We start from the raw sequence: 14,069 nt of genomic DNA on the forward strand, positions 1-14,069 counted from the left end.
GGGCGGTGGGGGTCAGGTCGGGGTCGCCTCAGATGAGGTACTGACTGAGCCCCCGCTTGAGGTACTTCCCGTCGCCCTTGGCGCCGAGGTACCGGTCGCCCTCGACGATGACCTTGCCGCGCGAGAGCACGGTGTCGACCTTGCCGTCGATCTCGTAGCCCTCCCACGCGGAGTGGTCCATGTTCATGTGGTGCTTCTTGCCCTCGCCATAGCCGATCGACGTGTGGCCGTTCGGGTCGTAGACGACGATGTCGGCGTCGGCCCCCGGCTGGATCACGCCCTTGCGCCCGTAGAGGCCGAACATGCGCGCGGGGGTCGTGCTCGTGAGCTCGACCCAGCGCTCGAGCGTGATCTCGCCCGTGACGACGCCCTGGTACATGAGGTCCATGCGGTGCTCGATCGAGCCGATGCCATTGGGGATCTTGCGGAAGTCGCCGAGCCCGAGCTCCTTCTGGTCCTTCATGCAGAAGGGGCAGTGGTCGGTCGAGACCATCTGCAGGTCGTTCGTGCGCAGCGCCTGCCACATCGAGTGCTGGTGGCCCTCTTCGCGGGAGCGGAGCGGCGTCGAGCACACCCACTTCGCACCCTCGAACGCGCCCCACTCGTCGCTGGATGCCCCGAGCTGGTCCTCGAGCGAGAGGTAGAGGTACTGCGGGCAGGTCTCGCCGAACACGTTCTGGCCCTTGTCGCGCGCCCAGGCGAGCTGCTCGACGGCCTGCTTCGCGCTCACGTGCACCACGTAGAGCGGGGCGCCGGTGAGCTTCGCGAGCATGATCGCGCGGTGCGTCGCCTCTTCCTCCATCTCCCAGGCGCGAGCGATGCCGTGGTAGTACGGGTCGGTGTTGCCGGCGTCGACGAGCTGCTGGGCGAGCACGTCGATCGCCGGCCCGTTCTCGGCGTGCATCATCGTCATCAGGCCCGTGTCGCGCGAGACCTGCATGGCCTTCAAGATCTGCGCGTCGTCGGAGTAGAAGACGCCCGGGTAGGCCATGAACAGCTTGAAGCTCGAGATGCCCTCGTCGGGCAGTCGCCTCATCGCGGCCAGCGAGTCGGCGTTCACGTCGCCGACGATCTGGTGGAACCCGTAGTCGATCGCGCAGTTGCCGCCGGCCTTCTCGTGCCACGCGGCGAGGCCGTCTTCGATGCGCTGGCCGTAGGTCTGCACCGCGAAGTCGATGATCGACGTCGTGCCGCCGTGCGCGGCCGCCCGCGTTCCGGTCTCGAACGTGTCGGAGGCCTCGGTGCCGCCGAACGGCAGCTGCATGTGGGTGTGCGCGTCGATGCCGCCCGGGATCACGTACTTGCCGGTGGCGTCGATCACGCGGTCGACGGATGCCGCGACATCCGTTCCGAGCAGGGTGCTGCCCGGGGCGAGCACCGCGCGGATCGTCTCGCCGTCGACGAGCACGTCGGCCGCCGCGCGCCCCGTGGCGCTGACGACGGTGCCGCCGGTGATGAGGGTGGTGGTCATGGCGTCTCCCCTTACGGCTTCGCGATCTTCGCGTACGAGTCGGGCCGACGGTCGCGGTAGAACTGCCAGTCGTCGCGCATCTGCTGCACCATGTCGAGGTCGAGGTCTCGCACGAGGATCTCCTCGTCGGTGCCGGAGCCGCGTTCGCCGACGAAGTTGCCGCGGGGGTCGATGACCTGGCTCGTGCCGTAGAAGTCGACGGCGAGGTCGCCGTACTCGTTGTCTTCGCGGCCGACGCGGTTCGGCTGGAGCACGAAGTAGCCGTTCGCGACGGCGGCGCACGGCCCCTCGACCTCCCAGAGGCGGTTCGAGAGTCCGGGCTTCGTGGCGTTCGGGTTGAAGACCATGTGCGCGTCGTTCAGGCCGAGCTCGCGCCACCCCTCGGGGAAGTGCCGGTCGTAGCAGATGTACATGCCGACGCGGCCGACGGCGGTGTCGAAGACCGGATAGCCGAGGTTGCCGGGGCGGAAGTAGAACTTCTCCCAGAAGCGGTCGAGGTGCGGCAGGTGGTGCTTGCGGTACTTGCCGAGGATCGTGCCGTCGGCGTCGACGAGCACGGAGGTGTTGTAGTAGACGCCGGTCTCGGCCTCTTCGTAGATCGGCAGCACCATGACGGTGCCGAGTTCCTTCGCGAGGTCGGCGAAGCGCTGCACGATCGGGCCCTCGGCCGATTCGGCGAAGCGGTAGTACTTCTGGTCCTGCGTGATGCCGAAGTACGGCCCGTAGAACAGCTCCTGGAAGCAGACGACCTGCGAACCCTGCGCCTTCGCGTCTCGGGCGAACTGCTCGTGCTTGTCGAGCATGGACTCCTTGTCGCCGGTCCACGTGGTCTGCGTGATGGCCGCTCTGACGATCGTCATGAATGTCTCCTGAGTCGGGCGGCGCCGTTGCCGTTCACTCGAGGATCGCCTGGCGTGGTGCTCGTGTCAGGTGTTCATCGGGTGCTGCTGCGACGCCGAGATGTACCGATGGAACTGCCGGTGGAACTGCCGAACGGATTGCGCGAGACCGGGCTTGTGGCCCGTTCTGTTATTGTTCGGCTTGAACATTTCTCTTCTGTTTCACTCTGTGACGCTGTGGTTAAACATCCTGTCCCTCGCGCACGCTGGAGGCAATGGTGGTGTCAGGTATTCGTGTGGATGCCGTTCGACTGATCGACCTCGCCGAGTTCGCCGACTCCTCGCCGCGCAGCATCGCCGCGGCGGTCGCCCGGCTCGTGAACGCGGGCGAGCTCGCAGCCGGCGAACGGCTGCCGACGGTGCGCGAACTCGCGGCCGAACTCGGCGTGAGCCCAGCGACGATCAGCCAGGCCTGGCAGGCGCTCGCACGCGCCGGCCTCATCGAGAGCCGCGGCCGAGCCGGCAGCTTCGTACGCGGTGCGGCCTCCGCCCGACTCGCGCCGCGCATGCGCGGCATGGCGGCCCCCGACGACCCCGTGCGCCTCGACCTCTCGCGCGGCACGCCCGACCCGCTGCTGTTGCCGGCCCTCGGTCCGGCGCTCTCGCGCGTCTCGGCCAAGGCCGAGACCGGCAGCTACCAGGCCGAGCCCGTGATCCCTGCGCTCGCGCGGGTGCTGCGCGACTCCTGGCCGAGCGACGCCGAGGCGATCATGGTCGTCGACGGCGCGCTCGACGCGATCTCGCGCACGCTCGAGCAGGTCGTGCGCTTCGGCGACCGCGTCGTCGTCGAGAGCCCCGGATTCCCGCCGTTCCTCGACCTCCTCGAGGTGCTCGGCGCGGTGCCGGTGCCCGTGCGGCTCGACGAGAGCGGCATGCGCCCCGAGTCCCTCGCCGCCGCGCTGCGCAAGCGGCCCGTCGCCGTGCTGCTGCAGCCGCGAGCCCAGAACCCCACCGGCGCGTCGATGACGCCCGCCCGCGCCGAGGCCCTCGCCCGCACGATCGAGGGCGCCGAACGCGTCGACGACCTTGTCGTCATCGAGGACGACCACTCGGGGCTCATCTCGATCGAGGGTGACGTGACCCTCGGCACCTGGCTGCCCGACCGGGTCGTGCACGTTCGCAGTTTCTCGAAGTCGCACGGCCCCGACCTGCGCATCGCCGCCCTCGGCGGCCCCCGCGACCTCGTCGAGCACATCGCCGGCCGCCGCATGCTCGGCCCCGGCTGGACCTCGCGCATGCTGCAGACGATCCTCCTCGACCTGCTCGTCGACGGCACCGCGATCAACACCGTCACCGAGGCCCGCCGGCAGTACTACACGCGCCAGCGCACACTCGGCGACGCACTCCGATCCCGCGGGGTCGCCGCAGCGCCCGCAGACGGCATCAACCTGTGGATGCCGGTGCTCGGCGAGCGATCCGCGCTCGTGCAGCTGGCGGCGGCCGGCATCAGGGTCGCGGCGGGCACGCCGTTCCTCGCGGCATCCGACGCGACGGACGCCGCGAACGGCATGCGCCAGCGCGCCGGAGGCGACTTCGTGCGGGTCACCGTCGGCGCGGTGCGCGAGAACGCCGACGCCGTGGCCGACGACCTCGCCTCCGCCGCGACGCACCTCGCCGCCGGCGGCTACTGAGGCCCACACGGCGAGGGGCTGCGATAGTCTGCCCCCGAATGCGGTCGCATGGGGGGAGTCCGGATGACCGACTCGACGAGCACGACGGCGGACGCGGCATCCGTGGCACCGAACCCGACGCAGCCATCGGCGAGCGCGCCACCGAGGGCGACGCCGTCGGATGCCGCACCGGCCGCACCGTCACGCGCCCGCAGGGTGTTCAGGTTCCTCGGGCGGGTGCCGTTCACGATCGCGCTGCTGGCGACGCTCATCGTCGTGGGCATCCTCGTCGGCGGCTTCACCTCGCCCATCACCGAGGCCGACTGGTACGAGACGTTCGCCTACGGGGCGCCGTCCTTCGCCGACGGACGCTGGTGGACGACGCTCACCGGCACCTTCCTCGTGGCGCAGCCCATCGGCTACCTCGTATTGCTGCTCACGGCGGCCGGCGTCGGGTGGCTCGAGTTCCGGCGCGGCACCGGCCGGGCCGCCGCCTACTTCTTCGGCGGGCAGGCGCTCGCGGTCATCGGCTCGGCGATCGTCATCGCGGGCTTCGCCGAGATGGGCTCGCACTGGGCCGAGGCGCTCGTCACACAGGTCGACGTCGGTCCGTCGGGCGGCGTGTTCGCATGCATCGCCGCGGCCTCGGCGAGCCTCTGGTCTCCGTGGCGCGGTCGCGCGCTGCTCATCCTCACGGCCTTCACGCTCGTGAGCGTGCTCTTCCTCGGCACCGTCGCCGACGTCGAGCACGCGATGGCCGTCGGCATGGTGCTGCTCATCAACGCCGGCTCGTTCAGCAAGCCGACCCTGCGCGAGCAGCGGTACGTCGCCTTCGTCATGATCATCGCGCTCACCGTCGTGCAGATCGTGGCATCGATCGTGCCGACGTACGGTCCGTTCGGCATGACCCACGTCGGCGGCACCGATGTCTTCGACGTGCTATTCGATACCGTCATCGCGGTGATCGTCGCGACCGGGCTGCGCGGCGGGTACCGGGCGGCCTGGGTCGTCGCCGTGATCCTCGCCTCCCTCAACGTGCTCGTCGGCGCCTTCTCGGTCTTCGTCATCGCCCACCCCGAACTGTTCGGTGGGCCCACCGCCTACGACGAGCGCGAGGGGCTGGCGTTCGCCGCGGCATCCGGATTCCTGTGGGCCGTGATGCTGGTGTGGCTCGTGGCGTGCGCGCGCGCGTTCCGGGCTCGGCTGCGTCGGCGCCTGAGCGGCGACCGCGGCGCCGACCGACCCGGCGCCCGACTCGACGAGGTACGGCACGTGGTGCAGACGGCCGGCGGCGGCGCCCTCTCTTGGATGGCCACTTGGCGCGACAACCGGCACTACTTCGGCTCCGACCCCGAGACGGTCGTCGCCTATCAGACGCACCAGGGCGTCGCGCTCGTGCTCGGCGATCCGATCGCCGCGCCGGAGAAGCTCGGCGAGACGCTCACGGAGTTCATCGACACGGCCGAGCGGGCCGGGTTCGTGGTGTGCGTGTTCGGCGCCGACAGCGCGGCGCGCGACGCGCTCCCCGAGGGGTGGCACGCCCTGCAGGTCGCCGAGGACACGATCGTCGACCTGCCCGGCCTCGAGTTCACGGGCAAGAAGTGGGGCGCGGTGCGCACGGCGCTGAACCGCGGCGAGCGCGACGGCGTGCGGTTCCGGCTCGCGTCGCTCGCGACCGAGCCGCGATCGGTGCGCGCGCAGATCTCCGAGATCTCCGAGCAGTGGGTCGGCGACAAGGGCTTGCCCGAGATGCGCTTCACGCTCGGCTCGATCGACGAGGCCCTCGACCCCGCCGTGCGCATGGCGATCGCGGAGTCCGCCGACGGCACCGTGCAGGGGTTCCTGAGCTGGCTGCCGGTGTACGCACCAGGCGGGCGCGTGCGCGGATGGACGCTCGACCTCATGCGTCGTCGCGACGGCGGCGCGTTCCCGCCCGTCATGGAGTACCTGATCGGGTCGTCGGCGCTCGCCTTCCGCGACGAGGAAGCGGAGTTCCTCTCGCTCTCCGGCGCTCCCCTCGCCCGCTCGGACTCGCCCGACGACGAACGGCAGATCGAGGTGATCCTCGACAAGCTCGGCGGCATCCTCGAGCCGGCCTACGGCTTCCGCTCCCTGCACCGGTTCAAGCAGAAGTTCAACCCGCGCGGCGAGCCCATGTACCTGCTCTACCGCGACGGTGCAGACCTCGCGCGCATCGGCGTCGGCCTCGTGCGCGCCTACCTGCCCGACGCGTCGGTGCCGCAGCTCGTGCGCGCCGGCCTCTCGATCGGCAAGTAGGCCGAATCAGCGGCGGGCGGATGCCGCGGCTCGCCGCGTCCGCAACCGCATCGCCGCTGCGCCGAGGAGCAGCAGCCCGAGGGCGACGAGCGTTGCCGGCATCGACTCGACACCGGTCGAGGCGATCGAGCCGCTCGTCGATCCCCCGCCCGTGCCGCCGGTACCGCCCGTCGAGCCGCCTCCCGGCGTCGTGCCCGGATCGGTCGGACCGCCGGTGGGCGGCGGCTCCTCGCCATCAGGCTCCTCACCCTCGGTGACCGTGATGGTGAACGAGTCGGTGGCGACCGCGAAGAGCACGATCTCCTCGGCGGGCGCCGAATCGGTCGCGGTGCAGGTCACCGTCGTGACACCGACCGGGAAGAAGTCGCCGGAGTCCGCGTCGCAGTCGACGATGACCGGGGCGACGCCACCGGTGGTCGTCGGCGGATCGAAGTCGACGGTGTCGCCGGTCTCGCCGAAGGGCACCTCGACGACGATGTCGTCGGGCGCCGTGATCGTGAGCGGTGCGGGCGGGAGGCCTTCCTCGAACGTGACCTCGTTGTCCTCGGAGGTCGACGCCTCACTCGGGTTCGACGCGGCATCCATCGCGGCGCCGGCAGCCACCTCCGCGATCACGAGACCATCGGCGGACATGCCCGACACCTCGACCGTGTAGCTGGCGCCCGCACCGGACACCACGGCCGTCGTCGGATTCGCCGACCCGCTCAACACCACATCGGAGTTCGTGAACCCGGTGACTGGCTCGCTGAACTCCACCTCGAACACGATCGGCGAGGTGCCCGTCGGGTCGGCCTGCGCCGCGCCCTGCTCGATCGTCACCGTGGGGGCCGTCACGTCGCCCTCGTCGTACTGGAACGTGACCTCGTTGTCCTCGGAGGTCGACGCCTCACTCGGGTTCGACGCGGCATCCATCGCGGCGCCGGCAGCCACCTCCGCGATCACGAGACCATCGGCGGACATGCCCGACACCTCGACCGTGTAGCTGGCGCCCGCACCGGATACGGCGGCCGTCGTCGGGTTCGCCGACCCGCTCAACACCACGTCGGAGCTCGAGAGCCCGGTGACGGGCTCGCTGAACTCGACTTCGAACACGATCGGCGAGGTACCCGTCGGGTCGGCCTGCGCCGCGCCCTGCTCGATCGTCACCGTGGGCGCCACTTCGTCGAGGCCGGTGAACGTCACCTCATTGTCGACAGAGGTCGACGCCTCGCTCGGGTTCGACGCGGCATCCATCGCGGCGCCGGCAGCCACCTCCGCGATCACGAGGCCGTCGGCGGACATGCCCGACACCTCGACCGTGTAGCTGGCTCCGGCTCCGGACACGGCCGCGGTCGTCGGATTCGCCGACCCGCTCAACACGACGTCGGAGCTCGAGAACCCGGTCACCGGCTCGCTGAACTCGACTTCGAACACGATCGGCGACGCGGTCGTCGGATCCGCCTGGGCGGCCCCCTGCTCGATCGTCACCGTGGGCGCCACCTCGTCGATCCCGGTGAACGTGACTTCGTTGTCCACGGAGGTCGACGCCTCGCTCGGGTTCGACGCGGCATCCGTTGCGGCGCCCGCCGCGATCTCCGCGATCACGAGCCCGTTCGCGCTCATGCCCGACACCTCGATCGTGTAGCTCGCTCCGGTTCCGGACACGGCCGCGGTCGTCGGGTTCGCCGACCCGCTCAACACCACGTCGGAGCTCGAGAACCCGGTCACCGGCTCGCTGAACTCGACTTCGAACACGATCGGCGAGGTGCCCGTCGGGTCGGCCTGCGAGGCGCCCTGCTCGATCGTCACCGTGGGCGCCACCTCGTCGATCCCGGTGAACGTCACCTCGTTGTCGACAGAGGTCGACGCCGCACTCGGGTTCGACGCGGCATCCATCGCGGCACCCGCCGCGATCTCCGCGATCACGAGCCCGTTCGCGCTCATGCCCGACACCTCGACCGTGTAGCTCGCTCCCGTTCCGGACACGGCCGCGGTCGTCGGGTTCGCCGACCCGCTCAGCACCACGTCGGAGCTCGAGAGCCCGGTCACCGGCTCGCTGAACTCCACCTCGAACACGATCGGCGACGCCCCCGTCGGGTCGACCTGCGCCGCCCCCTGCTCGATCGTCACCGTGGGGGCGATGGTGTCCTCGGTCTCGTCGTCGATGATCGTCACTGTCGCGGAGCCATCGGTGATCGCCACGTCGAACCCGGGCGGGTCGGCCGGCACGCCGTCGATGATGATCTGGTAGGTCTCACCCGGATCGAGGTCGAGGTCCTGCAGGGCGTCCACCGGAATGTCGATCGACGCCGCGTCGGCCGGCACCGGGAAGGCGACCGAGTTGATCGGCGTGAAGTCGGCGGCGGTCGTCGGGGCGACCACCTGCGTCGACACCGTCACCGAGAACGCCGGATGCGCGGCCGGCGACACCGCCAGAGGTACGGTGGTCGCTGCGCCCTCCGCCACCGCGACGTCGGTCGGCAGCGAGAGCTCGAGCAGTGCGTCGGGCACCTCGTCGTCGATGATCGTCACCGTGGCCGACCCATCGGTGATGGCCGCGTCGAATCCCGCCGGGAAGGGCGGGTCGGCCGGGAATCCGTCGATCGTCACGGTGTAGGTCTCGCCCGGATCGAGGTCGAGGTCCTGCAGGGCGTCCACCGGAATGTCGATCGACGCCGCATCCTCGGGCACGGTGAAGGACTGCGCCGCGATCGGGGTGAAGTCGGCCGCACCGGTCGGCGGCACGGCGGTCGTCGAGATCGTGACGTCGAAGGCCGGATGCGTCGTGGGCGACACCGTGAGCGGCACCGTGGTCGCGCCGCCCTCGGGCACCGAGACATCCGTCGGCAGCGACACCTCGATGGTCTCGCCGTCGCCGACCTCGACGACGACCTTCTCGACCGTCGGGAAGTCGTTCGTGTCGAAGTCGAACCCGAAGAACGGCACCTGGATGCCGTAGGGCGGATCGCCGAGGAACTGCACGGGGAGTCCGTTGTTGCCGAGGTCGCTCACGAGGTACCGCACGGTGCAGGTCACGTCGGCAAGCCCGGTCGCCTGGAACTCGACGTTGTCGAGCACGTAGTTGAGGGAATCGATCGCGTTCAGTCCGCTGACCACGCCGGCGAACGCGCTGTGCGGGTCGCTCGGGTTGCCGGTCGCGAACGGCAGGTTCTTGACCTCGTCGGGCAGGGCGGCCATCGCCGCATCGATGAGCGCGGTCTTGTTGGTCTGGTACTCGGCGTACTCGGGGTCGGAAGGGTCGGGCTCCAGCCCGAGATCGAGCGCGTCCTCGAACAGTTGCTCGAGGTCGTCGTAGATCGTGAACGGCGACGCGGGCATCGAGAACGTGCCGCAGTCGGCCCACGAGATGAGCAGCCACTCGTCGCCCGGCCCGTCGAGCGTGTCGTTCTCGTCGTTCTCGTCGTTGTCCTCGTCGACGACGTTCCAGTCCTCCTCGTCGGGCTGGCCCGTGTCGTCGCCGGCGTCGCCGAGGTAGCCGGTGCCGCCCGAGGGCACCTGGAACACCTGGTCGGGCACGGTGACCTCGGGGAACTCGTTGATCCGCTGCACGCGGATCTCGATGTCGGCGTTCACCGTGTCCATCGTCGAGTCACCGGGTGCCATCAGCAGGTCGATCGACTCGGGGTTGGAGCCGTTGTAGTAGTAGGGGTCGTCGGCCGTGCCGTCGCCGTCATCGTCGGTGTCGGGCGTGTAGACGAGCGTCGCGAGCGCCGCGTTGACCTGCGCGGTCGTGCCGATGATCGCGACCGCCGGGGCGGGCAGCTCGCCGAGCTCGTGCTTGTCGCGCTCGAGCGCGCCGTCGGCGAACTTCAGCACGTCGAAGTCGCTGTCGCCGTCGTCCTCCACCGACGGCAACGGGTCGAACGTCAGGGTGCCGTGCGAGACCGAGAGCTGCACGGCGGTGCAGCCGCCCTGGTTCCAGTCGGGCGCCGCCAGGGCGCAGCCCACCTCACCTGATTCGATCTCGATCGTGCGCACGTCCTGCGAGATGAGGTCGGTGCCGCCGTCGAACTTCAGTTCCCCTTCAGGGATCAGTGTCGGAAATCCGTCGGGGATCGTGACGGGCAGCGACCCGGCCGGAGCCATGTAGAGGCGCGTGGGCGGCTCGACGAGCGAGGGCGCGACCGCGAACGCCGGCGCGCCGATCGACAGCACCACGAGGGCCGCGCTCGCGAGCACGGCGAGCAGTGCCTTCACCGGCGAGAGCGAGCGGATGCCGCGCCTCACCGCCCCAGCGCTCGGTTGCAGGCTCGCCGAATCGGCCTGTTGCCCTGGGACGCGTTCGGACATCCCGACCTCCTGTGGTCTGGCGCGGGGAACTCACCCCGAGACAAGCAGCCGCCGACCCGGAGCGTCAAGAGGATTCCTCAGTTCTGCTCGCTCGGCGTGCACCCAGTTCGGGGGGGGTGCCGCCTCGGGTGCGCGCCGCAGGACGCCCCGGACGCCCCGGCCTGCACTGCGATCCGCCTAGGCTTGCGGGGTGCGGATCACAGTGCTCGCGGGCGGCGTCGGAGGGTCGCGCTTCGTGCGCGGCGTGCGGGAGGAATGCGCGAGGCGGTGGCCCGACGGCGAGGGCGGCACCGAGGCATCCGTCACCGTCGTCGTGAACACGGGCGACGACATCTGGCTCTCGGGCGTGCGCCTCATGCCCGACTTCGACTCGCTGCTCTACTCGCTCGCGGGCGTCAACGACACCGAGCGCGGCTGGGGTCGCGCCGGTGAGACCGAGCGGGTCGCCGCCGAGCTGCGCGAGTGGGGCGTCGGCTGGCCCTGGTTCACGCTCGGCGACCTCGATCTCGGCACCCACCTGGCCCGCACCGCGTGGCTGCGCGAGGGACTCACGCCGTCGCAGATCACCGAGCGCCTCCAGCAGCGCTGGCCGCTCGGGGTGCGCCTGCTGCCCGCGACCGACACCGAGGTCGACACGCACGTACGCGTCGCCGACCCCGAGGCATCCGACCCCGAGGCATCCGACGCCGAGACGCGTGGCAAGCGCGAGATGCACTTCCAGGAGTGGTGGACGCGGTACCACGCGACCCTGCCCGCGCTCGCGTTCCGGCAGCAGAACATCGCCGACGCGCGCCCGGCGCCCGGCGTGGCCGAGGCGATCGCCGACGCCGACCTCGTGCTCGTCGCCCCGTCGAACCCGGTCGTGTCGATCGGCACGATCCTCGCGGTGCCCGGCATGCGCGAGGCGCTCGCGGCGACCACGGCTCCCGTCGTCGGCGTCTCGCCGATCATCGGCGGCAAGGTCGTCCGCGGCATGGCCGACGCGTGCCTTCCCGCGATCGGCGTCGAGACGAGCGCCGAGGCGGTCGGCCGGCACTACGGCTTCCGTCGCGACGGCGGGCTCCTCGACGCATGGCTCGTCGACGAGACGGATGCCGCGGCGGCCGGCTCGCTGACGGCCGACGGCCTGCTCGCGGCATCCGCCCCGCTCTGGATGCACGACCTCGACCGCTCGGCCGACCTCGCCGGTGCGGCGATCGACCTCGGAACCGCCGGACGGAGCGCCTGAGCGCGTAGCGTTGCCGCATGGCGTACTTCAGCGAGACCCGCCACGACCTGCTCGACGGGGTCGCCCGGGAGTTCCTGCACCTGACCCCGCGAGGACGACGGCTCGTCGCGATCGAGGGCCTCGACCCCGTGCGTGCCGCGCGGTTCGCCGACGACCTCGCGGCAGCGCTCGAGGTGCAGGGCCAGACCGTGGCCCGACGATCGCTCGGCGATGTCGACGAGGCGACGCTGAGGGCCGAGACGGTCGAGCCGTTCCGCGCGGGCGCGCTCGAGGGTGCCGACGACCCCGACACCGTGCTCGTGGTCGACGGGCGCCGCCTGCTGAACGAGAAGGTGCGCGGCATCTGGCACTTCACCGTGTGGGTGCTCGCGGGCGAGGAACTGCCGCACGCCGGCGTCAACGTCATCGTCGACGCGACCCTCGAGTCAACGCCCAGGCGCTTCTTCTACGACTACTGCGCGCTGCCGCCGAGCGTCGGGGAACTCCGCTGACGGTGCGGCTCAGGCGCGAGCGACCGACGGATGCCGCGGCCGTCGCAGCACTGCACCTCGCGGCGTTCGGCGAGCACGGCGCCGTCGTGAACGCGATCGTGCACGACCTCCGGCCGACGATCGCCGAGCTCGGCGGGTGCTCGTTCGTGGCCGTGGACGGCGGGAGCGGCGACGATGATCGCGACGGCCGGATCGTCGGCCACGTCATGATCACGATGAGCCTGCTCGATGCGCCCGAGCGCCTCATTTCGGCGCCGGTGCTGAGCCCGCTCGCCGTCGCGCCCGAGCGGCAGGGCGAGGGCATCGGCTCCGCACTCGTGCGTCGCGCACTCGAGCATGCCGAGGAGGCCGGATCGCCGTTCGTCGTGCTCGAGGGGGATCCCGAGTACTACTCGCGGCTCGGGTTCGTGGCGGCCGGCGGGCTCGGCTTCCGCCGACCGTCGCTGCGGATCCCCGAGGCGGCGTTTCAGGTGCATCCGCTTCGCGGGCACGAGCAGGGCATGACCGGGACGATCGTCTACGCCTGGCCGTTCTGGGCGCACGACGCGGTCGGTCTTCGCGACTGAACCGAACCCTGCGACCGGCCCGATCGCTGCGCGACCGGCCCGATCAGGGGATGTAGTCGACCACCCCGTGCGGCGCGACGGCGGCGCGGTAGCGCTCGACGAGCTCGCGCCAGCCCGACTGGGGCGTGAACTCGTGGGCGTGCACCGCCTCCGTGAAGTGCCAGAGCAGGTACGGATGCGCGCCGAGCACGTAGAGCGCCTCGACGTCACGGGCGGCGAACGCGGCCCGCTCCGCATCGGTGAGCACCCGGTCGTCGGTCGCTCCGTCGGGCCCACCGGCCTCGCCGAGCCAGCGCTCGACGTAGGCCGCGGGGTCGGCGGCGTACTCGGCGACGCGCTCGTCGGAAAGCTCCACGAAGCGCATGAACTTGTCGACCATGTAACGGCTCATCGGCGGGTCTCCCACAGGAAGAAGGGACTCGACGCGAACCGCGACTCGGTCACGTCGGCGAAGTCGGCGGGGCGACCGCCCATCGCGGCGAGCGCGGCGACGGCGTTGAGGTACTGGTAGGTCATGCAGCCGGCGTCGAGCATGCGGTCGAAGTCGCCGCAGCCGGCGATCGCGCCGTCGAGGTCGCCGTCGCGCATCCAGGCGGCGGCCTCCCGGTCGAACTCGGGGTCCGGCGAGCCGGCGAAGGTGCGCGGCCCGCCAACGTCGTTCGCCATGTGACCCGAGGTGAGCAGGGCCACGCGGGCATCGGACCGCCACGACTCGACCGCCGACCGCACGTGCTCGCCGAGCGCGACGAACCGGCGCACCGACGGCACGGGAGGCATCGACGCGTTCGTGTGGATCGGCACGACCGGCACGTCGAGCTCGGGCCGCACGTACTGCAGCGGGATGACGAAGCTGTGGTCGAGCCGCCACTCGAGGCTCACCGAGAGGTCGATCGTCTCGGGCTGCACCCGACGGCCCGTGATCTCGTCGGCGAGCTCGCGGTGCCCCTCGAGCTCGACGTACTCCATGCCGAACGTGCGCACCTCGTTCTCCCACGTGCCGTGGTACGACTCGGCCTTGCCGACGACGAACGCGGGCGAGTGGTCGTACGAGAACTGCCGCAGGTGGTCGGTGCCGATCACGACGACCACGTCGACGTCGTGGTCGGCGAACGACTGCCGGAACCGGGCGAAGTTCGCCGCGACCCCGGCCAGATCATCGGGCATCGGGTCGCGCATCGCGCGCCAGAGCAGCGGGTTGTGGGGCGTGGCCGCCGCCATCACGAGCTGTGCCATGTGC

10 protein-coding genes are annotated in these 14,069 nt (G+C 70.8%); 5 read left to right on the forward strand and 5 right to left on the reverse strand.

Features of this window, described 5'->3' with window-relative positions; translation table 11 throughout:
• Window positions 1–28: 28 nt before the first annotated feature.
• Together hydA and GQR16_RS17780 are read right to left on the reverse strand one after the other, a co-directional pair.
• On the reverse strand, window positions 29–1,471 hold the full coding sequence (gene hydA / locus GQR16_RS17775) for a dihydropyrimidinase (RefSeq protein WP_157416505.1): 1,443 nt from the start codon (window positions 1,469–1,471) through the stop codon (window positions 29–31).
• 11 nt (window positions 1,472–1,482) lie between these two features.
• Window positions 1,483–2,331, reverse strand: a complete 849-nt coding sequence (locus GQR16_RS17780; RefSeq protein ID WP_157416506.1) for a nitrilase-related carbon-nitrogen hydrolase — start codon at window positions 2,329–2,331, stop codon at window positions 1,483–1,485.
• A 260-nt stretch (window positions 2,332–2,591) separates the two neighbouring features.
• On the opposite strand from GQR16_RS17780, the gene GQR16_RS17785 reads away from it, so the two are divergent.
• Both GQR16_RS17785 and GQR16_RS17790 read left to right on the forward strand, forming a co-directional pair.
• A complete protein-coding gene (locus GQR16_RS17785; protein WP_246200921.1) occupies window positions 2,592–4,001 on the forward strand; it encodes an aminotransferase-like domain-containing protein in 1,410 nt (469 codons plus the stop codon).
• Between the two features lie 63 nt (window positions 4,002–4,064).
• Entirely contained in the window at window positions 4,065–6,257 is a 2,193-nt protein-coding gene (locus GQR16_RS17790; RefSeq protein ID WP_157416508.1) for a bifunctional lysylphosphatidylglycerol flippase/synthetase MprF, read from the forward strand.
• 6 nt (window positions 6,258–6,263) lie between these two features.
• Here GQR16_RS17790 and GQR16_RS17795 read toward each other — a convergent pair whose 3' ends face one another.
• Window positions 6,264–10,547 (reverse strand): HYR domain-containing protein, encoded by a 4,284-nt coding sequence (locus tag GQR16_RS17795; RefSeq protein WP_157416509.1) that lies wholly within the window; start codon window positions 10,545–10,547, stop codon window positions 6,264–6,266.
• 190 nt (window positions 10,548–10,737) lie between these two features.
• On the opposite strand from GQR16_RS17795, the gene cofD reads away from it, so the two are divergent.
• Genes cofD through GQR16_RS17810 form a run of 3 tightly spaced genes read left to right on the forward strand, consistent with a single transcriptional unit; the run spans window position 10,738 to window position 12,832 of the window.
• The gene (gene cofD / locus GQR16_RS17800; RefSeq protein ID WP_157416510.1) at window positions 10,738–11,775 is read left to right on the forward strand and encodes a 2-phospho-L-lactate transferase; all 1,038 of its coding nucleotides are present in this window, start codon (window positions 10,738–10,740) and stop codon (window positions 11,773–11,775) included.
• A gap of 17 nt (window positions 11,776–11,792) precedes the next feature.
• Entirely contained in the window at window positions 11,793–12,266 is a 474-nt protein-coding gene (locus GQR16_RS17805; protein ID WP_157416511.1) for a nucleoside/nucleotide kinase family protein, read from the forward strand.
• 2 nt (window positions 12,267–12,268) lie between these two features.
• Complete coding sequence (locus GQR16_RS17810; protein WP_157416512.1) at window positions 12,269–12,832, forward strand: GNAT family N-acetyltransferase; 564 nt, start codon at window positions 12,269–12,271, stop codon at window positions 12,830–12,832.
• Window positions 12,833–12,875: 43 nt separating this feature from the next.
• Here the strand turns inward: GQR16_RS17810 and GQR16_RS17815 are convergent, their stop codons facing one another.
• Together GQR16_RS17815 and GQR16_RS17820 are read right to left on the reverse strand one after the other, a co-directional pair.
• On the reverse strand, window positions 12,876–13,223 hold the full coding sequence (locus GQR16_RS17815) for a hypothetical protein (protein ID WP_157416513.1): 348 nt from the start codon (window positions 13,221–13,223) through the stop codon (window positions 12,876–12,878).
• Window positions 13,220–14,065: a DODA-type extradiol aromatic ring-opening family dioxygenase gene (locus GQR16_RS17820; protein WP_157416514.1), complete on the reverse strand. Its 846-nt coding sequence runs from the start codon at window positions 14,063–14,065 to the stop codon at window positions 13,220–13,222. Before GQR16_RS17820 ends, GQR16_RS17815 begins: the two co-directional genes overlap by 4 nt.
• Window positions 14,066–14,069: the final 4 nt, after the last annotated feature.

The sequence above is a fragment of the Agromyces allii genome, assembly GCF_009749385.1.
Lineage (GTDB): Bacteria > Actinomycetota > Actinomycetes > Actinomycetales > Microbacteriaceae > Agromyces > Agromyces allii.